This is a genomic window from Marinilabilia salmonicolor (genome assembly GCF_003003035.1).
Taxonomy (GTDB): domain Bacteria; phylum Bacteroidota; class Bacteroidia; order Bacteroidales; family Marinilabiliaceae; genus Marinilabilia; species Marinilabilia salmonicolor_A.
The window spans coordinates 290189-311416 of sequence record NZ_PVTS01000001.1 but is presented as its reverse complement, the minus strand read 5'-3'; the positions used below and the strand labels follow the sequence as shown (position 1 = coordinate 311416).

The window sequence follows — 21228 nt, the reverse complement described above, 5'->3', positions numbered from 1 at the left end:
AATCAAATCGAAACACCGGATTTTTTCACTCTATTCATTTTCAACCGTCGGTGAATCACTACATTGATTACAAATACCCCGAATCACCAAATCATGCTCTTCATCCACAAAGCCGGCCGGAAGGTTCAACGCTTGCACCTTAATGCTTTTCAGACAAAAAAGATTGTGACATTTCCGACAATAGAAATGAGCATGATCCACCTGGTGATGGTGCCCATTTTCACAATTGTTCAGTGCATATTTTACCATCACATTATCAGCGACAATGCGATGAATAATTCCGGCATGGGTAAGGGTCTGAACGCTCCGATAAAAAGTTGCCCGGTCGTACAATTCACCCATCAGGTCCTTAATCTCACCTTCGGATTGAGGGCCGGATACCTCCTGTAAAGCGTGCAATAAAGCGATGCGAGGTGCAGTCTTTTTCACTTTATGATGATCTAATATTTCTGATGCTGTCATAGAATACATTTGAAAATAAAGCACAAATTTAATAAAACAACAATTCAGTTGAAACATTGTTTCATTAAAAAACATTTTCTTCGTAGAGTAATACCAATAACACTTCCCCAATGAATTCCAAATCCGCACAGATGAAAGAAATTTTTAGTACTTTAATAGTCTTAAACTGAGAGAACAAAACCAATAAAAACAAAACTAAAGATGAAACATCACACACAATTTTCGATAGCAGTGGCAATTCTGACCGCACTTTCTTTAACTTCTTTCAGCCCCGAAGATGAGTGGGAAAACCTGCTGAACAAGGACTTATCCAAATGGGAAATGTATCTGAGTTTCAAGCATCAGAACGCTTACAACGGCAGCCAGCCATTGGATGAAAACGGTGATACCATTGCCCCCGTCGGTTACAACAAAAACATCAACAACGTATTTTCCGTAATTGAAGAAAACGGAGTTCCTGTTCTAAAAATAACCGGCGAATATTACGGAGCTGTTTTTACTAAAGAATCTTTCAGCAATTACCACTTGAAGCTAAAAGTAAAATGGGGGGATAAAAAGTGGGAACCCCGCAAAGACAAACTTCTTGATTCCGGACTTCTTTACCATTCAAATGGCGAAGCAGGAGTTGATTACTGGCGTTCGTGGATGCTGTCACAGGAATTTCAAATCATGGAAGGTCACATGGGCGATTACTGGGCCATCGGGAACACCGCCATTGATGTGCGGGCATTTCCCCAGGAAGGAATGATGAATACGGTTGCCGGACATGAAGAACCATTCATTCCCATTGGCGGAAGTAGTGGCCGTGATGCTTTTTGTTTACGAAGTGCCGATTACGAAAGCGCTCCGGGAGAATGGACGACCCTGGAACTCATCTGCTTCAACGGAAAAAGCCTGCACATAGTAAACGGGGAAGTGGTAATGGTGTTGCAAAACTCCAGAATGACAACCGAAGAGGGAACCCAACCGCTGGAGAGTGGCAAAATTCAGATTCAGAGTGAAGCTGGTGAAGTTTATTTTAAAGATATCAAAATCAAACAACTGGATCAATTTCCCGGACAATACGAAAAATTCTTTCATTAAACAAAACAGGGGTGGCTGATGAGCTCTTCCACCCCCGTCAAATCACATATCTCAGACACTCTTCAGACTGAAAGTTCTGTATGAGAATACTCAGCACTCTCTTACATCAATAGATTTTTAGATTATAAAAAAGGCTCTAGTTTAAAATGGTGATTATTACATGTCCCCGAATGGGGGTAAATCGCCTTAATAGAAAAGGTCCCCGACAGGGAGCCAACAACTTCTATCGACAATTACGAAGGCTTAACATACTGTAAATAAACCATTTGTATTATTATCGCGAATTTAATTTAAACCAGAGCCAAAATAAAACCACAAGACATTGATAGTATGCTTCTTAATGCAGAACAGACCATTAATTGCAAGCGGTTAAATACTAATTCTTTACAATCCCGAACTTCGAGATAACGGACTATTGTTACATAAGTGCTGTTGAAAAGAGCAGCAACCTCTACACTATTTTTATTTTACAAATCTCATTTTCGGACAACCTCATCTTATTTTTTCCTAATTAAAGAAAAAATTCCATAAATCAGCAAACATAAGGCCTCCCGTTCTGTTTTATTGGCAGACAACACAATCATTTATCAGGAAAAATAACAGAAAATTATGGTTAAGAAACAAGACCTCCGGGGCAAAAAACAGGTAATTGTGGTAGGAGGAGGGTTTGCCGGACTTCAGTTGGTACGAAATCTGGACAAACGACTTTTCAATGTCCTGTTGATAGACAAAATCAATCACCACCAGTTTCAACCCTTATTTTATCAGGTTGCCACATCCCAAATTGAACCGGCAAGCATCTCTTTTCCATTCAGAAATATTTTCAAAAGCAGATCTCACATTCAAATACGCATGACAGAGATGCTTCAGGTAAACCCTGAAGAACAAACCATTACCACGACCATTGGTGATTTCCCTTACGACTACCTGGTTCTGGCCACCGGTTGCAGAACCAATTATTTCGGAAACGCCAACATTCAGAAAAATGCATTCTCACTAAAAACAACCTATCAATCCATAACCATCAGAAATCACATTCTTACAACCTTTGAGAAGGTAATCGCCGCCCCCAGGGAAGACCGAGAACGGATGCTGAACCTGACCATTGTTGGTGCCGGTCCAACCGGAGTAGAACTTGCAGGAGCATTTTCAGAGATAAAAAAAGAAATTCTTCCCAAAGATTATCACGACATCGATCTGTCTAAATTTACCATTCGCCTGGTTGAGGGGAGCAATCATGTACTTAACAACATGAGTAAAGCATCGGGGCAGGCGGCTGAAAAATATCTGAAAAAAATGGGTGTGGTCCTCCTGAAAAATACCTTTGTAAAAGATTATGACGGAGAAAACCTCACTCTCAGTTCGGGAGAAACCATTAAATCTGCCACCGTTATCTGGGCAGCAGGAGTGACGGGAAGGGAGACCCGTGGAATTCCGGCAGAATCCATTGCACGTGGCAACCGAATAATTGTAAACCGCCAAAACAAAATCCGGGGATTCGACAATATTTTTGCAGTAGGAGACATTGCCTACATGGAAACCCCCGATTATCCCAACGGACACCCACAGGTAGCCAACGTGGCTATCAACCAGGCAAAATTACTGGCCCGAAATTTAAAACAAAGTGAACAAGGAAAACCGGTGACCGATTACAAATACAAAGACCTGGGCTCCATGGCTACCATCGGACGTAACAAGGCGGTCGTTGACCTTCCTTTCATCAGGTTTAAGGGCTATTTTGCCTGGCTCGTTTGGATGTTTTTACATCTGATGCTCATCCTGAGTGTTCGAAACCGACTCATTATTTTCATCAACTGGGCCTGGCTTTATGTGACCAAAAATACTTCCCTGCGATTAATTCTCACCTCAGGAAAAAACATCTGATAAAACGAGCATATCAACGATTGAGAAAAACCAGTTTTCAAAATTGTCGTCTGCCCAACTTGACAGATAAAACAATTAAAAAAGTTACTTTAACAACTTCAAGTATCACATAATAAAGATGATCCAGGGAGTCGGCAACCTGCTTTCCGTCAATGATCATTAATGCTCTGTCTGAAAGAGCGGGCAAGAGAACAAAGGTCTGAACAAGCAACACGAGCATTAAAACACCTGAAAGACTTTTAACTAAAGGAGACAGCTTTCTGATGCTCAACATCAGAATGGCCGAATAGGATAGCAATAAGGCCCATTCTATAAAATTTAATACTCTGAAAACTTTCATCCCAATACTCAACCCAATGGGTAAAGTTACCCCGGGTGCCTGAAACTTAATCCAGGCTTCCATAAAACTTATGGAACTTACTGCTCCGGCCCAAAACGTCAGAATAATTATGGCAAATAAAATGGTTTTTCTCATTACTATAATTCAAGCTCAAGGTTCAACACAAGAGATTTTTACCTAACAAATATACAAAACCCTTAAATAAAGGACAAAAACATCCTTTATTTTCACCATTTGACCTGCCTGCCACTCTAAAACAAATTAAGGAAAAGAAAAAAACCCACCCTATCCAACAATAACAGGAAACATCTTGTTACACTCTAACATGATTAATTGGCTGAGTCGAACTTCGTTTTACCAACCATTTATTGCGATGTTCAACCACCTAATAAATCATTTTAACATATCAAAAAACAGGATTATGGAAAATCAACTCAATAAATACAGTCGCCTCATCACACAGGATGAAAGTCTGCCGGCAGCGCAAGCCATGCTCTATGCCATCGGGATGAGTGAAGACGACCAGAAAAAAGCTCAGGTAGGAATCGTAAGCACCGGTTTTCAGGGAAATCCCTGCAATATGCATCTCAACGACATAGCCACCATGGTAAAAAAGGAAGTTGACCGGCAAAAAGACCTTTACGGGCTGATTTTTCATACCATAGGAGTTAGCGATGGCATAACCAACGGTACGGAGGGCATGAAATATTCTCTTCCATCCAGAGAGCTTATTGCCGACTCTATAGAAACCGTTGTTAGTGCCCAGTTTTACGATGCCGTAATACCCATCGTAGGATGCGACAAAAATATGCCGGGAGCCATGATTGCGCTGGGACGCCTAAACCGACCGGCTATTCTGATGTACGGTGGAACCGTAAAAAAAGGAAGCTGGAAAGACAAAGACCTGAACATCGTCTCGGCCTTTGAAGCTTATGGAGAAAAACTACGCGGGAAAATCTCCGATTTCGATTACAAAGGCATCATCAGACACAGCATACCGGGAGCAGGAGCCTGTGGTGGCATGTACACTGCAAACTCCATTGCCGCAGCAATCGAGTGCATGGGCATGAGTCTGCCCTACACCTCATCCAACCCTGCGGTGAGTCCCCAAAAAAGAGATGAGGCACAAACAATGGCATCTGCAATCAAAGCGGTTTTGGAGAATGACATCAAACCCCGGGACATCATGACCCGAAAAGCTTTCGAAAATGCCATCACACTCATCATGGCAATGGGAGGCTCCACCAATGCAGTTATTCACCTCATCGCCATGGCCAAATCGGTAAACATTCCGCTCTCCATCGATGATTTCCAGGAGATAAGCAACAGAACACCCTATCTGGCAGATTTGAAACCAAGCGGGAGATACCTGATGGAAGACCTGCACAACATCGGAGGGATTCCGGCAGTCATGAAATTCCTGCTAAAAGAAGGACTGATTGATGGAAATCCTATGACAGTGACGGGAAAAACAATAGGCGAAAACCTCGAATCGGTTCCAGATCTACCGGGAGACCAAAAAATCATTGCCCCGGTGAGTCATCCCATCAAAGAATCGGGACACATCCAGATTTTGTATGGAAACCTTGCAACAGAAGGAGCTGTAGCAAAAATTACAGGTAAAGAAGGGACCCACTTCAGTGGCCCCGCCCATGTATTTGAAGATGAAAAAGAAGCCATCGAAGGCATCGGAAAAAGTGTGAAACCCGGGGAAGTCATAGTGATTCGAAACAGCGGCCCCAAGGGGGCACCCGGAATGCCGGAGATGTTGAAGCCTACAGGAGCCGTGATGGGAGCAGGTTTGGGCAACGATGTGGCGCTCATTACCGATGGCCGGTTTTCAGGTGGTTCACACGGATTCGTAGTGGGGCACATCACCCCCGAAGCCTATAATGGAGGACTGATTGGATTAATACAAGACGGAGATATCATTACCATCGACATCAATAAGAATCTGCTGGAGGTGGACCTTGCAGAAGAAGAAATAGAAAAACGGAAAAAGAGATGGAAACCTACAGAAAAACCTGCAACCGGAATTCTGAAAAAATTCAGAAACTCTGTGGCATCAGCCTCTCAGGGGTGTGTTACCGATCAGTAAAATGATCCACCATCAGCTTTTCCAGCCAGACATCTGCATCCTGAGTTCCCTCTGCCGGAGCCCATGGTGCAAACTGTTTATCGCTGGATGGATCATAGGGGCCGTCTTTCACTTCATAAACAACCGTCCCGGCCTCCAAAGAAACTGCCATATGCCACTCGCCCGGGGCTATCTCCACAGCATATTTCCCTGCTTCCGGATCCAGTAGCTGACGATGAGTAACCCGACCCGTATCATCAAAAAAGAACATCATCAACCGACCTCTAAGCAAAATAAAAACTTCCCTCTTAGCAGGGTTTTCATGCTTATGAGGACGCACATAAGTTCCGGGTTCAAAGGCATTCAGCATGCGTTGCAACACATCTGCATCTCCGAAGTGATAATTCAGGTTTTTCCTTTTTCGGTCTGAAGATCCGGCTTCGGCCGAGAGGGCATCCAACAAAGACTCGTCAATTAACTTCATCAGGCAGGAATTATTTAATCAACCTCAGATTATATGGATATCGATACGATCGTCCTTCATTCGTTTCCATAATGGCTTTTATAATGAAAATTAAAGTAAAAACCACAATGGCAATCAACAAAGGAATGCCAATCAAAACCACACTCAGGGCTCCTGCAACCATAACCGCAATAGAAACAGTAATCTGAAAATTTAAAGATTCTTTTCCCTCCATGTCAACATGAGGATACTCATCTTTCTTAAGAAGCCATATTACCAACGGACCAATCACATTTCCAAAAGGAATCAACAACCCGGCAAAGGCAGCCAGATGGCAATACATTCCCCAATTTTTTTCATCTGTTGTCATATTCTGATATTTAACTTGCTTTACTATGGATTTAAAAAGAAAAAATCACCTACACTCTTAAAAACAGTAGAGTGTCTCCACTCGTGTCAGGCATAAAATTATCCTTTTTTCTTATGAACATCAAACGAATGATTCCTGAAAGTGAAAAGAGGTCACAACAGGGCCGCTTTTTGAATTGAAGATCACTCCGGAGCTGATTTTCATGACCTGATCTACCAGACTGATTAACTGACAAAAAACAGTGAGGGATGCTATCAAAAAACAGTATGGGAAAGAGAGCAACACTCCCGGAAGAAACTCCCCCCTTATGGCCCCAACGGGCGGCGTCACCAATCAGCTTCGGAGCTCTGTTTTAATCTTTTTTATCAGTTTGCTACAAGAAAAAACACATATCAAAAAAAACATTAACTTTGCCTTTCTAAAACTCATTTTCAATGCCCTCAAACAAACTGACGATACTGATTGCAGACGACATGGACAGCATTGCAGAGTTTATCAAAGCTCAGCTTCATACACTCAGCAATGACATCGATTTTCAGCGTGCCCGCGATGGATACGAAACCTATCGTTGTGCTCTGGAAACAAGTCCCGACATCATTCTGCTGGACTGGGAGATGCCTGAAATTTCAGGAATGGAGGCTTTGAAGAACCTCAAGCTAAATCCCAAAACCCAGGATATTCCGGTTATTATCATTTCCAGTTTTTCAAGTTCTGACAAAGTAAAGGAGGCCCTGGAAGCAGGCGCTATTGATTATGTAAGAAAACCGATAGAGACCGACGAGCTCATTGCAAGAGTTAGCTCTGCCATGACCCTGGCCAACACACTCCGCGAGCTGAAAGTACAAAAACAACAGCTGGAAACTGAACAAAAAAAGACCCATCACATACTCAAGAATATTTTGCCTGCCGAAATTGTCAAATCACTTAAAAGTGGTGTGGTAATACAGCCCCGACCTTATCGAAATGTTACCATTATCATGGCTGATTTGGTAAATTTCACAGAGAAAGCCACACGCATGTCTCCCCGAAAATTACTGGATGAATTGCGCATTATTTTTACCAAGTTTGATGAAATATCCCAAAAGCACAATTGCGTGCGCATCAAAACCATTGGCGACGCTTACATGGGGGTCAGCGGAATGTTCAGCAACTCTAAGGAACATGCCCTGAGAGCAGCCAAGATGGCCTGCGAAATGAGAGATTTCATTCGCGATCGCAACAAGCAAAACGGCATACAATGGGAACTTAGAATCGGGCTGAACTCGGGTGAGATTATTGCCGGTTTCATTAGTGAACACAATTTATCTTACGACATTTTTGGAGACAATGTTAATATTACGGCCCGAATGCAAACTTACAGCGGACCTATGCAAATCAATGTTTCCGAATCAACACGCAAACTTCTGGAACCTCATTACAACTTTGTAAGACGGGTTCCTCAGAGAGTTAAAGGGAAAGGGATGATTGAGATGTACTATCTCCACAAGCCCCGGGAAGATCAAAGTTTCAACACCAAAAGCATCAACAGCAATCAACATTCTCCAATTACCTAACCCGGTTAAACAACAATGGCCGGATTTCTCCGACCATTATCGTTCATCTCAATTGCTGTTAACCTTTCTTCTGAAGGGTTCTGTATTTTATCCGGTGCGGAGAGGCGTCTCCCAGTCTTTTCTTCTTATTTTCTTCATAATCGGTGTAGCCCCCTTCAAAGAAATGCACATTTGAATTACCCTCGAAAGCCAGAATGTGTGTGGACACCCGGTCGAGAAACCACCGGTCGTGCGAAACAATTACTGCACAACCTGCAAAATCATCAAGCCCCTCTTCCAGCGCCCGCAAAGTATTCACATCAATATCGTTGGTTGGCTCATCAAGCAACAGCACGTTGGCCTCTTCCTTTAGTGTCATGGCCATGTGCAGGCGGTTGCGTTCACCCCCCGAAAGAGCTCCACACTTTTTCTCCTGATCACTTCCGGTAAAATTAAACCTGGCCAGATAGGCACGGGCATTGATTTCTTTTCCTCCCATTTTCAGGGTTTCATTACCTCCGGACACCACTTCGTACACCGACTTTTCTGGATCAATATCGGCATGCGACTGATCTACATAACCTACTTTAACAGTTTCTCCCACTTCAAACGTTCCGCCATCGATGGTCTCTTGCTCCATAATCATCCGGAACAGAGTAGTTTTTCCGGCACCATTGGGACCAATAACTCCCACAATACCGTTTCTAGGCAGCTGAAAATCAAGATTATCGAACAGTAAGCGCTCACCAAAAGCCTTAGCCACATTGTGCGCTTCAATAACTTTATCGCCCAATCTTGGCCCGTTCGGGATAAATATCTCCAGTTTCTCCTCCTTCTGTTTCACATCTTCCTGCATCAGACTTTCGTAGGCCGAAAGACGGGCTTTGGATTTAGCTTGCCGGGCTTTAGGAGCCATCCGCACCCATTCAAGCTCCCGCTCAAGCGTTTTTCTGCGCTTGGACACCTGTTTCTCTTCCATTTCCAGTCGTTTTGCTTTCTGTTCCAGCCAACCGGAATAGTTCCCTTTCCAGGGAATTCCTTCACCACGATCAAGTTCCAAAATCCATCCGGCCACATTGTCAAGGAAGTATCTGTCGTGAGTAATGGCAATGACAGTTCCCTGATAATTTTTTAGAAATACCTCAAGCCATTGAACCGATTCTGCATCCAGGTGGTTGGTAGGCTCATCAAGCAACAAGATATCAGGTTCCTGAAGCAAGAGACGACACAATGCTACCCGCCTTCTTTCGCCTCCCGAAAGTTCACTCACCTGCTGATCTTCAGGTGGACAGCGCAATGCATCCATTGCTCTTTCCAGTCGGGTATCCAGATTCCAGGCATCATACTGATCAATTTTCTCCTGAAGTTTAGCCTGCTCATCCATTAACGCCTGCATCTTGTCCGGGTCCTCAAGGACCTCAGGATCTGCAAATTTCAGGTTCACCTCTTCATAGGCTTTCAGCACATCTACCACATCTTTCACTCCCTCTTCCACTACCTGCCTGACGGTTTTATTGTCATCCAGGTGAGGCTCCTGTTCCAGATACCCTACTGAATACCCCGGAGAAAAAACCACATCTCCCTGATATTCCTTCTCAACACCGGCAATAATCTTCAAAAGTGTTGATTTTCCGGAACCATTCAAACCAATAATTCCAATCTTAGCTCCGTAAAAAAACGAAAGATAAATATCCTTCAAAACTTTCTTCTGGGGAGGGTAAACTTTACTAACCCCCACCATGCTAAAAATAATCTTCTTATCGTCAGACATATTTTTTCTTTTTAATTCTTACACTCCGATACAAAACAAAACCCGCCGGCAAAATCACCAACAGGTTTTGATTAGACCTTGTCAATAGACAAAATCTATCTTATTTTCTTCAAATCTTTTTCCTGAAATGCGTCATCCTGGGCCACCTTCATCATTGTATAATCAAAATAATAAAAATGCGGATCCCCTGCCCCAACCAGCATTTTATATACACGGGCTCTGATGCGTGTTTTTTCCGGACCTACCTTATGAAGAAATACCACATCCTCACGTTTGTCTGCAATCGCCTGTGCCACCTCCTCACGAGTAACGATTTTAAACGGATGCGGGTAAATGTCGCGAATTTCACGTTCCGTATCGATCTCATTGGCCAGATCTTCTTTGGTAAGATAAAGCACCTTATTCTCCAAATCATCCTTCTTTTGCTTATTATAGTACTTAAAAGGATTATTGTTAATCAGAGAGGGATCATTCAACATTAACTGAACATGGTTTTGCATAAAACGGATAAATGCTTCCAGTTTATAGCTGAAACTGTCATCCTCCACCTGTTCGTAAGCCAGCGGCAATGAACATAAATCAGGCATATCACGAACTTTGGCAGCCCTTTCTGCCATTAACAGACTCAAAAAATTATACCTGGCTTTTGTTCGGTCCCGGTCAAAGGAAGCTTTAGTAATCATCAGAAAAGAGTAGGAAGGATTGTTCCGGTAAGCCTCAAATTCTGCATCATTGATAAATTGATAATCGGTAAGCGTCCAGGAATTCTCCATCACTTTCCGGATGGCCATATTGAAATCGCTCATCGGATTCTTCTCCAGCAAAACCAATGTTTTACTCTTCATGAAATTCTGATAATCCCCCTGCTCTGGAACGTGCTCCTGTGACTTAAGAGACAGGTTCACGGCTGCAAAAACCACAATCAATAAAAAAATTCTTTTCATATCACATCTTTTTTCAATTTTCAATCGCCTGACAATCAATCCCAAACTCTTTATCCGGGCTCAACTACCGGAAAAGAATCAGATCTTTCTAAAATTAAAAAGTAAAGGTACGTAATCAGGAATCAAAATTAAGGAAATTTTACCATCTTTATAATCAAAATAGAGCGATCACTTTCGTTAAAACGCTCAAACCCGGACCATATTTACCAAACAAGAAAAACCCTAAGAGAAAATTATGCTCACATCTTTTTTCAACAAAATCATCAGCCAGTTTATTTCCGACCGTGAAGACAAGGCCGACATGGATTCCAAGACCAAGACACTGTTATTGAACATCACCAATTTCCTATTTTTCATAACAGTGCTCGCACAGGGAATCATCTCGCTTATTCATGAAAATCTTATTCTGGCTGCTCCCTTACTTATTCTTGCTATTGCTTTTAGCATTAATTACTATTTCAGTTCACGCGATGAACAGGATTTGAGATTTCAGAATGTATTTCTGCTTATCCTCGGGCTCACTTTCTGTTTCTTTATCATTACCGGTGGCAGCACAGGCCTGGATGGATACTGGTCCATCTTTTTCCCGCTATTGACAATTACCATCAGTGGCCGGAAAAGAGGAAGTTACTGGGCACTTGCATTGTTTGCCTTCATAATTGTCTATTTTATCCTTCCGATTCAGCCCACAGGCTGGATGAACACCTACACCCTGGAACAAAAACTTTTTCTTTCCTCCTCCTTTATTCTGGCCTTTTTCGTAGGCTACACATTTCAGTTTATCAGGTCGGAAGTTTTTCTTGAAAAAGACAGACAAATCCTTGAATCGGAAAATCAAAACAGGGCACAGGAGAGCCTTATCAATAAACTCTCTTATCAAATACGCACTCCTCTAAACAATATTACAGGTATCCTGGAGATGTTGGAGAATTCGGTGATGAGCGACCAGCAAAGAGACTACATCAACACCATTCACGCATCAACAAACAACCTGGTAGATGTGGTTAACAATCTTGTTTTTTCGTCTAAAACTTTTTCACACGATCCCGAAAACATTACCAGTTTTAATCTTTACACCACACTCAACAATACAATCAGACTGTTTTCGGCCAAGCCGGCACATAGCAGAACCCGCTTTAACCTGTCTCTTTCGGCTGACATCCCCACCTCCATCACAGGCAACAGCATCAAAATAAAACAGATTTTTCTGAACCTGATCAACAGCATACTCAAAAACAATGATCAGTCCAGTAAGTTTATTACCATTGAAGTATCACGACTCGACAGCATGCCCGGAAAAGTAGAGTTGCAGTTTCGTATTGTGACCAACATGGTTGTTCCCACTGACAAAACAAGAAGTGATGAAGGATTTTACAACCACAACGATCTGGTAAGAATAAACCACAGCCGCATCATCGACCTTCTTGATTTGGGCATAACCCTGAAAATAGTTGAGTCGGAGGGCCGAACATTCAGTATTTTATGTGATGAGGAAAAAACTGTTTTTGAATTTTCCTCCTCTTTTACTGAAGGCCAGCAGTCCAACTCAGAGAGTCGTGACCAACACAAAGAGAATACACTGCAAACGCATGACAAACCGGGTATAGACCTTAAAAACGCCAACATCCTTCTGGCCGAAGACAACATCAGTAATCAACAAATCATTATTTTGTACATCAAAAATGCCGTTAAAAAAATTGATGTTGCCTTTAACGGTAAAGAAGCACTGGAAAAGTTCGGACATACCAAATACGACCTGGTGCTTATGGATATTCAGATGCCTATTATGGACGGCCTCAAAGCAACCCAGAAGATCAGGGAGATTGAACAAAGCACCAATTCGCATACGCCGATCATTGCAGTTACAGCAAATGCTTTCCCCGAAGATAAGGAGAGATGCCTGGCCACAGGAATGGACGATTACATCAGTAAACCCTTCCAGCCCGACGAGTTGCTGCAACTAATCAAAAAGCATCTCTCTTAAAGGTAAAGATTGTTGGCGGTACAATTTTCCACCGGCATTCGCGGGAGGTGGATTTTATTATTCGCAGACCTACAGATCGGTGGAATCATCAGTTCCCTTTAATCCGGCGAGCGGTTTGAAGCCAATTACCAGCATATCGTCCACCTGTTCTACAGCTCCTTCCATCCACTCTTCTGTTTTCTGATGCAGAAACCTCTTCTGATCATTAAACGCCATATTGTGGATGTGCAACAACAGCAACCGGAATCGACGATACTTAAATTTCTTATGATCCGGTCCTCCAAACTGATCGGGGAGTCCGTCGGAGAACAGGTAAACCACATCATCGTCTTTCAAAAAAACCTCTTTGCGGGTAAAAACAGGCGATTCTCCGTCTTTCAGATACCCAACGGGAAAGCGATCGCCTTTATAGGTATGTATTTCGTTATCGCGCACCAGGTAGAACCCGTTGTATGCCCCGGAAAATTCCAGTGTTTTCTTTTTCCGATCTATCACAATCAGCGACATATCCATCCCGTCGTTTACACGTCCCTCCTCTTCCACAACAGGCTGCTGACGATGCAGGGTTCGGATGAGGTCACCATTCATGGTCTTTAATATTTCGGCAGGTGATTCCACCCCCTGAACCTCCACAATATTCTTTAGAAGATCGATCCCAGTAATGGACATAAAAGCCCCCGGTACTCCGTGCCCGGTACAATCTACTGCGGCGACAAACACTTTCTCACCCTTTTCATGAAACCAAAAGAAATCGCCACTTACAATATCACGTGCACGTAAATAAACAAATGAATCAGAAAAGACTTCGGAAAAAGAGGCTTCTGATGGTGTCATTGCCTTTTGAATTCTGCGGGCGTAATTGATACTGTCGGTAAAACTGCGGTTGATCCGTGTGAGGACTTCCCTTTGTGCCTCTATCTGGTTTTTATTCACTGTTTTTTCCTGCAACTCTCTGTTGGCCTTTCTGTAATGCCTTACACGATAGTTCACAAACAGATGCAGGACAAATATTAATGCCAAAATATAAAATGCAAGAGCATAATTTGACATCCATAATGGCGGGGTAACGATTATCTTAAGTTCCAGAGGGTCATTATTCCAAGTAAAATCGTTGTTGGAAGCAACCAGTTTCAGCGTATATTCCCCGGGTAACAAATTGGAAAAAGAGACACTGTTTTCTCTGGTTACAGGTCGCCATTCCGAATCATATCCTTCAAGAAAAACACGATAACGGTTTTTGCCGGGCTGTGTAAACTCCAATGCCGAAAAACCTATTTCAAGACTGGTAAAAGCGCGGTATTTAAAACTGATTTCATCCGTAAACGGCCAAAAGGTATCAGACTCCTTTCCACGTCTCACAATCCCAATCCGTGTGATGGCCAAAGGAGGCTTATTAAGATTGTAATGAAGAGAGTCGGGGTGAAACCAACAAACGCCCCGGGTACCACCAAAAAACAGCGTCCCCTCCCTGTTCTTAAATACACTATTTTGATTAAAAACATATCCGGGAAGACCATCTACCACATCAAAGTTAAAAACCGTACCATCCGGGTTGAGGCAGGAGATACCTTTATTGGTGGACACCCATGCCCTGTTGGTATGATCGGCCACTACAGACTGAATCATATCATTCTCAAGATTCCGGTTTCCTTCCATCAATTCCGGGAGTGGCTTTTCCGGATCAAGCGTCCATACTCCCGATCGGGTCCCAACCCATACATCTCCGTTATAAGCCAGCTCCAGCGACAAAATGGAAGTTCTTATTCCAATACTGTCGTTCCCAAGAAAAGGAACTCTGCCAATTTGTTTGGTATCCCGGTCCCAAACATTCAATCCTCCTGACGTCCCAATCCAGAGATTGCCCTCCTCATCCGTTGTTAAAGCATTGATATGATCACTGTAAAGTCCTGATGCTTCTTTCTCATCAAAAAAGTGACTAAACACATAACGACCATCAAAACGATAAAGTCCAAATCCTGTACCTATCCATAAATTTCCTTCAAAATCATTGGACAGAGAATAAATATGATTGGTCTTTATCAGATTATCAATACCAAAATCAAGTCCACTCCGAAATTCCTCAAACCGGTCTGAATTATCATCCAACGAATATAGCCCGCAATTGGTCCCTGCCCACAAAACACCTTCATCATCTTCGAAAATCACATAAACAGCATGCGGATAAGTGTTTTTCCTTCCTCTGCATTCTATTGGGTAATTTCGAACCTCATTGGCAGTCGGATTGTATTTATATATTCCTGAATCAATAGTTCCTAACCACAAATTCCCTTTGTTATCCTGAAAAACACTCTGAAAGTTCAAAGAACCAAATGCTTCTCCCTGCAATACCTCCCGGGGAAGTGTTTTCACTTTCGGAGGAGCCGGGTTTACCTTTAAAACTCCGTTAAACCGGGTTCCGGCCCAAATAATCCCTGAACGATCTTCAAAAACCGATGTAATATCATAAGATTCAAAAAGCTTTTTGCCGGGAGTAAATCCTTGTCCATCGGAAGATTGATCATAAAAAAACAATCCTTGTCCGGTTCCGACCACGAGATTTCCGTTTTTCAATAACAAAACATCATTGGCATCAGGCATCTTATCAGCAGGAAAATTCATTACCGAAGTTTTCTCAAAATGTCCTGACAAATTAGCGCGCAGGATATTCAGTCCTGAGGAGCAGGCAAGCAGCAATGTATTCCCCTTCCACCTTACCAGGTCCAGTACCGATTCATGATTCGCTTTGGAACCGGGCTCTTCGCACCGTAATCTGGAAAAATGTCTCGTTTCGGTATTAAATCTGTTCAACCCGTCTTTGGTCCCCACCAGAATTGAACTATCCGATTCCAGCAACAAAGGATAGGAGATCACCTCACGCACATTAAAAACATTATTGAAGTGTCCGTAATTCTCAAATCCGATGGAATCCCCTTTAAAAACTGAAACAAACGACTGTGTTTTCACCCACAAATCGCCATACTCATCGGTGAGCAAGCCATAAACTCCGTTTTCCGGCAAAGAATTTTCATCTCCCGGATGCGAAAGAAAGGTAGTAAACCGACCGGTGGAATAATCCAGACGACTCAACCCGTTGTTTCTCGTGCCAATCCACAAATCATTATCCTCTCCCTGAACGATACACTGGATATAATTTCCGGAAATTGAGTGTTTATCAGAAGGATTATGACGGTATGTAATGTAATTATACCCGTCATACCTGTTCAGCCCATCCTCCGTTCCAATCCACAAAAAGCCATAGCTATCCTGAAAAATGACGGTCACCGAATTATTGGAAAGCCCATCAGATATTGTCATTTGCGAAGTTCCGAAATCACCGGCAAAATCAGCACTACTGATAGAAACCGGAATTAAGAAAACTAAAAATATATGGAATATGATTTTTTTCACAGTCAGGGATGTTGGCATAAATTACAGTATGTCTGAATACAACGAAAATATAAAAAACATAGCAATTTCCACCTATCCGCCACTAAAAAACCGGAAATGCATGTCAGCATTCCGGTTTAAATGGCTTACGGCAACTTATTGGCTTCTTGTATCACTCTTTAAAACCAACTTTATCTTTAAACCACTCAAGATTTTGAGATTTTGGCCTTTCAATGGGCAATCCATACAAGCGATCCCAAATCAGTTGCGTTAACACACCCAATGCCCTGGAAACGCCAAAAAGCATGGTATATACAGGATATTCGGTAATCCCGTAACTCGACAGTAAACTCCCCGAGATAGCATCTACATTGGGCCACGGGTTCTTTACTTTCCCGGTTTCGGTCAAAATATCCGGAACCACATCGTAAATTTTCTTCACCAGTTTAATAAGGGGAGCTTCCGGAATGTACTTATTGGCAAAATCAAGCTGCACCGCAAAGCGAGGATCGGTTTTTCTCAACACCGCATGACCATAACCCGGAATTACACGTCCCGAATCAAGGGTTGCTTTTGCATACTCACGTACCTGCTCAGTGGTCGGGGCATCCGTTCCCAGTTCGTCCATCAAACGCTGCAACCAGTGCATCACATTCTGATTGGCCATTCCATGCAAAGGGCCGGCCAGACCGTTCATGCCTGCTGAAAAACTGTAGTAAGGATTCGAAAGAGCAGATCCAACCAGATGTGTGGCATGGGCAGAAACATTTCCACCTTCATGATCGGCATGGATAACCATATATAAACGCATCAGGCGCTTAACCTCTTCACTTTCAAAGCCCATCATATGAGCCAGATTTCCTGCCCAGTCGAGCGACGGATCCGGGTCAATATACTTTTCATCATGAAAAACCCTGCGATAGATATATGCCGCAATTACCGGCAAACGACTGATCAGATCCATTACTCCTTCATACATCGGATCCCAATAATCACGTTTATCCATGCCTGCCAGATAGGCGCGTCTAAAGTGGGACTCTGTACTCATAGCCAGAATGGCGGAATTGAACTGTATCATTGGATGCGAACTCTTAGGCAAAGCATTGATGACATCAAACGCATGCTGAGGTATATCCTGCGCTCTTTTCGCCCATGAATCACTTAAAAACTTAACATCTTCATCATTAGGCAGCTCTCCCAAAAGCATGAGATAAAACAATCCTTCCGGTAAAGGTTCACCATCTTCGGATAACTTGGGTAATTTCTCCCTTAATTCGGGAATGGAATAGCCCCGGAAACGAATGCCTTCATCCGGATCCAGCTTGGAGGTGCATGTGAGGAGAGAAACAACCCCTTTCATGCCTGAAAAAACCTGTCCCAGGGTGGTCTCCTGAATAACAGAATCGCCATACTCTTTTTGTATCCGCTTTACAATCTCGGCCTGGGGCCTGCCCTTGGTAATGAGTTTATCTTTTATGTAGTCCATATAAAACAATAATTGGTTATTTTTTTAATGATTTTTCGGGAGTTTGCCGGTACAGACCAAAACCTGATAAACAAACAAAAAAAATTAAAAAATGTTTTGATCAACAATTTCAAACCATCTGCCTCAAAAAGATAAAGATGAACCAACAATATACAGCATAAACAAAACAACAATCAATCAAGGCAATAGAAGAAAACAGGGGCTACAATTAACAAATTCATTATTTTAGTTAATTAACACAAACATAAAAAGCCGGAAAGCATCTCTGCAATCCGGCTTTAAATTTTAATCCTCTAATAAAATCAGAGGGCTGTAATTCAGAAACTGTAAATTATTTTTTTACAATTTTTTTGTATCCATAAACAGCGGCATCCCCCAATTCTTCTTCGATGCGAAGCAATTGGTTGTACTTGGCCATACGGTCTGAACGGCTCAAAGAACCAGTCTTAATCTGTCCACTGTTGGTAGCTACTGCGATATCAGCAATGGTAGCATCTTCAGTCTCACCTGAACGGTGTGAAGTCACAGAAGTATATCCGGCACGGTGGGCCATTTCAATGGCATTCAGCGTTTCGGTCAATGTACCAATCTGATTAACCTTGATCAGAATAGAGTTGGCAGCACCAAGCTCAATACCTTTCTGCAAATAATCAACGTTGGTTACAAACAAATCGTCACCAACCAACTGGCACTTATCACCAATCTGGCTGTTGAGTTTCACCCAACCGTCCCAGTCACCTTCATCACAACCGTCTTCGATTGAATCAATGGGGAACTTTTCAATCAGTTCAGCCAGATAAGCAGCTTGCTCTTCAGAGTTACGCTTAGCTCCGTTGGGACCTTCAAACTTAGTATAATCATATACCCCGTTTTCAAAGAATTCTGAAGCAGCACAGTCAAGAGCGATAGAAACCTGACCACCATCTTCCAAACGTCCTGGCTTATACCCTGCGTTCTCCACGGCCTTAATAATGCAGTTCAAAGCATCTTCAGTTCCCTCAAGCTCAGGAGCGAAACCACCTTCATCACCAACAGCTGTGCTGAGTCCGCGCTCTTTCAAAACAGCTTTCAACGAATGGAAAACTTCAGCACCCATACGCAAACCTTCACGGAAACTCTTAGCACCAACAGGGCGAACCATAAACTCCTGGAAAGCAATAGGGGCATCGGAGTGCGAACCACCATTAATGATGTTCATCATTGGAACAGGAAGAGTAACTGAGTTGGTTCCTCCGATGTAACGGTAAAGAGGCATATCCAGATATTCAGCAGCAGCTTTGGCAGTAGCCAGAGAAACACCCAAAATAGCGTTGGCACCTAACTTGCTTTTAGTTTTGGTTCCGTCCATTTCAAGCATTTTATTGTCAACGCCAACCTGATCCAATGCACTCATTCCAACGAGGGCAGGAGCTATAACAGTATTAACGTTTTCAACAGCCTTAAGAACACCTTTACCAAGGTAGCGACCTTTGTCTCCATCGCGAAGTTCCAAAGCTTCATTCTCACCGGTAGAGGCACCTGATGGCACAGCAGCACGGCCAATAACTCCACAATCAAGAGTCACTTCCACTTCAACAGTAGGATTTCCGCGTGAATCCAGAATTTCGCGGGCATGAACATTAGCAATTTGTCCCATAATGTTATCGTTTTATTTCGGTTTAATATTTGATTAGAAAAAATCTCTCATCTAACCTGAATAATTCATGAATTAAGCAGACGAAGGAATTGCGCCGGAATAACTTCGTTAAAACAGTCAATTTATTCCTCACAAACCCTACGCATAAAATTACCACCCCAAAGATCACAAGAAGTAGCAGCATTGTCAAAAAAAAAGGATAAAGCTCTGACCCTTTATCCCTTTTTTAAGAACTTTTAAATCAAATGAGAGCTCATCTGGTTTATTCTTCTTTTTTCTCTTCAGCTGCATCATCAGCTTTCGGTTCTTCTTTTGCAGCTTCAGGAGCCTTTTCGGCAGCCTCTGCAACAGGAGCAGCTGTTTCAGCAGTTGATTTTTTACCTCCGCGACGACTTCTTCTGGTGCTCTTCTTAGCAGCACCTGAAGTCTCAGAAAGCATATTTTCGTTGTAGTCAACCAGCTCGATGTAGCAAACTTCAGCTGCATCTCCCTGACGGTTGCCAAGCTTCAGGATACGGGTGTATCCACCTGGACGATTGGCCACTTTCTCAGAGATTTCACGGAAGAGTTCTGAAACTGCCTCCTTATTCTGAAGATGGCTAAAAACAATACGACGGGAATGCGTATTGTCAGTTTTTGATTTATTGATCAGCGGCTCAACGTACATACGCAATGCCTTAGCCTTGGCCACCGTAGTTTTAATTCTCTTATGAATAATCAGAGAACTGGCCATGTTTGAAAGCATAGCCTTACGATGAGCACTGGTGCGGCTTAAGTGATTAAATTTCTTTCTATGTCTCATTGCAATTATTCCTTGTCTAATTTATACTTCGTAATATCCATACCGAAGTTGAGCCCCATGTTGTCCAGGAGGTCATCCAACTCAGTAAGCGACTTTTTACCAAAATTCCGGAATTTCAACAAGTCGTTTCGGTTGTATTGTACCAACTCACCCAGAGTTTCTACATCAGCAGCCTTAAGACAATTAAGGGCACGAACCGAAAGATCCATATCAACCAGTTTGGTTTTAAGCATCTGACGCATATGCAGTACTTCCTCGTCAAATTCGTCACCGCTGGCCTTCTCTTCTGAATCGAGTGTAATCTTTTCATCTGAGAACAACATAAAGTGATGAATCAAAATCTTGGAAGCTTCTTTCAATGCATCTTTGGGATGAATAGAACCATCAGTCTGAATCTCAAAAACCAATTTTTCATAGTCGGTTTTTTGCTCAACCCGGTAATTCTCTATATCGTACTTTACGTTACGAATAGGGGTATATACAGAATCGATGGCAATAGTACCAATCTCCTGTTCGGAATTCTGATTTTCAGCTGCAGGAACATAACCACGTCCTTTTTGAATGGTCAAAGTCATCTGGATCTTAACATCGGTATCCATATGCGCAATTACCAAATCGGGATTCAACACTTCGAATCCGTTAAGGAATTGATTAAAATCACCGGCTGTCAGGGTCTCTTTACCACTGACTTTAACGGTAATTTTCTCTTGATCATGGTCTTCCACTGTTTGTTTAAACCTGACCTGCTTAAGGTTCAGAATAATCTCGGTAACATCATCAACAACACCGGGGATGCTTGAGAACTCATGGTCAACACCCTCAATCTTCACAGTTGTTATCGCATATCCTTCGAGTGAGGACAATAAGATTCTTCTTAAGGCATTTCCAACAGTAATACCATATCCCGGCTCAAGAGGACGAAATTCGAAGCGACCGAATTTGTCGTCAGCCTCGAGCATGATGACTTTGTCAGGTTTTTGGAACGCTAATATTGCCATAAGAATTAA

The 21228-nt window shown here is 42.6% G+C and carries 16 protein-coding genes; 5 read left to right on the top strand and 11 right to left on the bottom strand.

The features are described 5' to 3' along the window. Positions 1 to 30: 30 nt before the first annotated feature. The gene (locus tag BY457_RS01310) at positions 31 to 462 is read right to left on the bottom strand and encodes a Fur family transcriptional regulator (RefSeq protein ID WP_181256292.1); all 432 of its coding nucleotides are present in this window, start codon (positions 460 to 462) and stop codon (positions 31 to 33) included. Between the two features lie 201 nt (positions 463 to 663). Here BY457_RS01310 and BY457_RS01305 point away from each other — a divergent pair, with 201 nt between their 5' ends. Both BY457_RS01305 and BY457_RS01300 read left to right on the top strand, forming a co-directional pair. Beyond that, a complete protein-coding gene (locus tag BY457_RS01305) occupies positions 664 to 1545 on the top strand; it encodes a 3-keto-disaccharide hydrolase (RefSeq protein WP_106151527.1) in 882 nt (293 codons plus the stop codon). A gap of 609 nt (positions 1546 to 2154) precedes the next feature. Then, on the top strand, positions 2155 to 3429 hold the full coding sequence (locus BY457_RS01300; RefSeq protein WP_106151526.1) for an NAD(P)/FAD-dependent oxidoreductase: 1275 nt from the start codon (positions 2155 to 2157) through the stop codon (positions 3427 to 3429). Between the two features lie 37 nt (positions 3430 to 3466). Here BY457_RS01300 and BY457_RS01295 read toward each other — a convergent pair whose 3' ends face one another. Further along, complete coding sequence (locus BY457_RS01295; RefSeq protein ID WP_106151525.1) at positions 3467 to 3904, bottom strand: hypothetical protein; 438 nt, start codon at positions 3902 to 3904, stop codon at positions 3467 to 3469. Positions 3905 to 4190: 286 nt separating this feature from the next. Between BY457_RS01295 and ilvD the strand changes: the two genes are divergently transcribed. Then, the gene (gene ilvD, locus BY457_RS01290) at positions 4191 to 5867 is read left to right on the top strand and encodes a dihydroxy-acid dehydratase (protein ID WP_106151524.1); all 1677 of its coding nucleotides are present in this window, start codon (positions 4191 to 4193) and stop codon (positions 5865 to 5867) included. Here the strand turns inward: ilvD and BY457_RS01285 are convergent. Together BY457_RS01285 and BY457_RS01280 are read right to left on the bottom strand one after the other, a co-directional pair. Next, positions 5854 to 6330, bottom strand: a complete 477-nt coding sequence (locus BY457_RS01285) for a WbuC family cupin fold metalloprotein (protein ID WP_106151523.1) — start codon at positions 6328 to 6330, stop codon at positions 5854 to 5856. The two genes, ilvD and BY457_RS01285, sit on opposite strands and share 14 nt — an antisense overlap. Before the next feature lie 10 nt (positions 6331 to 6340). Further along, on the bottom strand, positions 6341 to 6679 hold the full coding sequence (locus BY457_RS01280; RefSeq protein ID WP_106151522.1) for a DUF4870 domain-containing protein: 339 nt from the start codon (positions 6677 to 6679) through the stop codon (positions 6341 to 6343). Positions 6680 to 7113: 434 nt separating this feature from the next. On the opposite strand from BY457_RS01280, the gene BY457_RS01270 reads away from it, so the two are divergent. Further along, positions 7114 to 8232, top strand: a complete 1119-nt coding sequence (locus BY457_RS01270; RefSeq protein WP_106151520.1) for an adenylate/guanylate cyclase domain-containing protein — start codon at positions 7114 to 7116, stop codon at positions 8230 to 8232. Between the two features lie 58 nt (positions 8233 to 8290). Here the strand turns inward: BY457_RS01270 and ettA are convergent, their stop codons facing one another. Further along, complete coding sequence (gene ettA, locus BY457_RS01265) at positions 8291 to 9982, bottom strand: energy-dependent translational throttle protein EttA (RefSeq protein WP_106151519.1); 1692 nt, start codon at positions 9980 to 9982, stop codon at positions 8291 to 8293. A 95-nt stretch (positions 9983 to 10077) separates the two neighbouring features. Beyond that, entirely contained in the window at positions 10078 to 10926 is an 849-nt protein-coding gene (locus BY457_RS01260) for a hypothetical protein (protein ID WP_106151518.1), read from the bottom strand. 235 nt (positions 10927 to 11161) lie between these two features. Between BY457_RS01260 and BY457_RS01255 the strand changes: the two genes are divergently transcribed. Beyond that, entirely contained in the window at positions 11162 to 12910 is a 1749-nt protein-coding gene (locus BY457_RS01255) for a response regulator (protein WP_106151517.1), read from the top strand. A gap of 69 nt (positions 12911 to 12979) precedes the next feature. Here the strand turns inward: BY457_RS01255 and BY457_RS01250 are convergent, their stop codons facing one another. From BY457_RS01250 to BY457_RS01230, 5 genes are all read right to left on the bottom strand, one after another. Beyond that, positions 12980 to 16318 (bottom strand): two-component regulator propeller domain-containing protein, encoded by a 3339-nt coding sequence (locus BY457_RS01250; RefSeq protein WP_258176501.1) that lies wholly within the window; start codon positions 16316 to 16318, stop codon positions 12980 to 12982. 151 nt (positions 16319 to 16469) lie between these two features. After that, positions 16470 to 17783, bottom strand: coding sequence for a citrate (Si)-synthase (locus BY457_RS01245; protein WP_106151515.1), 1314 nt, complete (start codon positions 17781 to 17783; stop codon positions 16470 to 16472). 331 nt (positions 17784 to 18114) lie between these two features. Continuing rightward, a complete protein-coding gene (gene eno, locus BY457_RS01240) occupies positions 18115 to 19419 on the bottom strand; it encodes a phosphopyruvate hydratase (protein ID WP_106151514.1) in 1305 nt (434 codons plus the stop codon). A 262-nt stretch (positions 19420 to 19681) separates the two neighbouring features. Then, complete coding sequence (rplQ, locus tag BY457_RS01235; protein WP_106151513.1) at positions 19682 to 20221, bottom strand: 50S ribosomal protein L17; 540 nt, start codon at positions 20219 to 20221, stop codon at positions 19682 to 19684. A 5-nt stretch (positions 20222 to 20226) separates the two neighbouring features. Further along, entirely contained in the window at positions 20227 to 21219 is a 993-nt protein-coding gene (locus tag BY457_RS01230; protein WP_106151512.1) for a DNA-directed RNA polymerase subunit alpha, read from the bottom strand. Between the last annotated feature and the right edge of the window lie 9 nt (positions 21220 to 21228).

What these genes read in the sequence shown, in the direction of transcription:
- BY457_RS01310 (WP_181256292.1), bottom strand. Translation starts at nt 462, where the DNA reads ATGACAGCATCAGAAATATTAGATCATCATAAAGTGAAAAAGACTGCA.
- BY457_RS01305 (WP_106151527.1), top strand. Translation starts at nt 664, where the DNA reads ATGAAACATCACACACAATTTTCGATAGCAGTGGCAATTCTGACCGCA.
- BY457_RS01300 (WP_106151526.1), top strand. Translation starts at nt 2,155, where the DNA reads ATGGTTAAGAAACAAGACCTCCGGGGCAAAAAACAGGTAATTGTGGTA.
- BY457_RS01295 (WP_106151525.1), bottom strand. Translation starts at nt 3,904, where the DNA reads ATGAGAAAAACCATTTTATTTGCCATAATTATTCTGACGTTTTGGGCC.
- ilvD (WP_106151524.1), top strand. Translation starts at nt 4,191, where the DNA reads ATGGAAAATCAACTCAATAAATACAGTCGCCTCATCACACAGGATGAA.
- BY457_RS01285 (WP_106151523.1), bottom strand. Translation starts at nt 6,330, where the DNA reads ATGAAGTTAATTGACGAGTCTTTGTTGGATGCCCTCTCGGCCGAAGCC.
- BY457_RS01280 (WP_106151522.1), bottom strand. Translation starts at nt 6,679, where the DNA reads ATGACAACAGATGAAAAAAATTGGGGAATGTATTGCCATCTGGCTGCC.
- BY457_RS01270 (WP_106151520.1), top strand. Translation starts at nt 7,114, where the DNA reads ATGCCCTCAAACAAACTGACGATACTGATTGCAGACGACATGGACAGC.
- ettA (WP_106151519.1), bottom strand. Translation starts at nt 9,982, where the DNA reads ATGTCTGACGATAAGAAGATTATTTTTAGCATGGTGGGGGTTAGTAAA.
- BY457_RS01260 (WP_106151518.1), bottom strand. Translation starts at nt 10,926, where the DNA reads ATGAAAAGAATTTTTTTATTGATTGTGGTTTTTGCAGCCGTGAACCTG.
- BY457_RS01255 (WP_106151517.1), top strand. Translation starts at nt 11,162, where the DNA reads ATGCTCACATCTTTTTTCAACAAAATCATCAGCCAGTTTATTTCCGAC.
- BY457_RS01245 (WP_106151515.1), bottom strand. Translation starts at nt 17,783, where the DNA reads ATGGACTACATAAAAGATAAACTCATTACCAAGGGCAGGCCCCAGGCC.
- eno (WP_106151514.1), bottom strand. Translation starts at nt 19,419, where the DNA reads ATGGGACAAATTGCTAATGTTCATGCCCGCGAAATTCTGGATTCACGC.
- rplQ (WP_106151513.1), bottom strand. Translation starts at nt 20,221, where the DNA reads ATGAGACATAGAAAGAAATTTAATCACTTAAGCCGCACCAGTGCTCAT.
- BY457_RS01230 (WP_106151512.1), bottom strand. Translation starts at nt 21,219, where the DNA reads ATGGCAATATTAGCGTTCCAAAAACCTGACAAAGTCATCATGCTCGAG.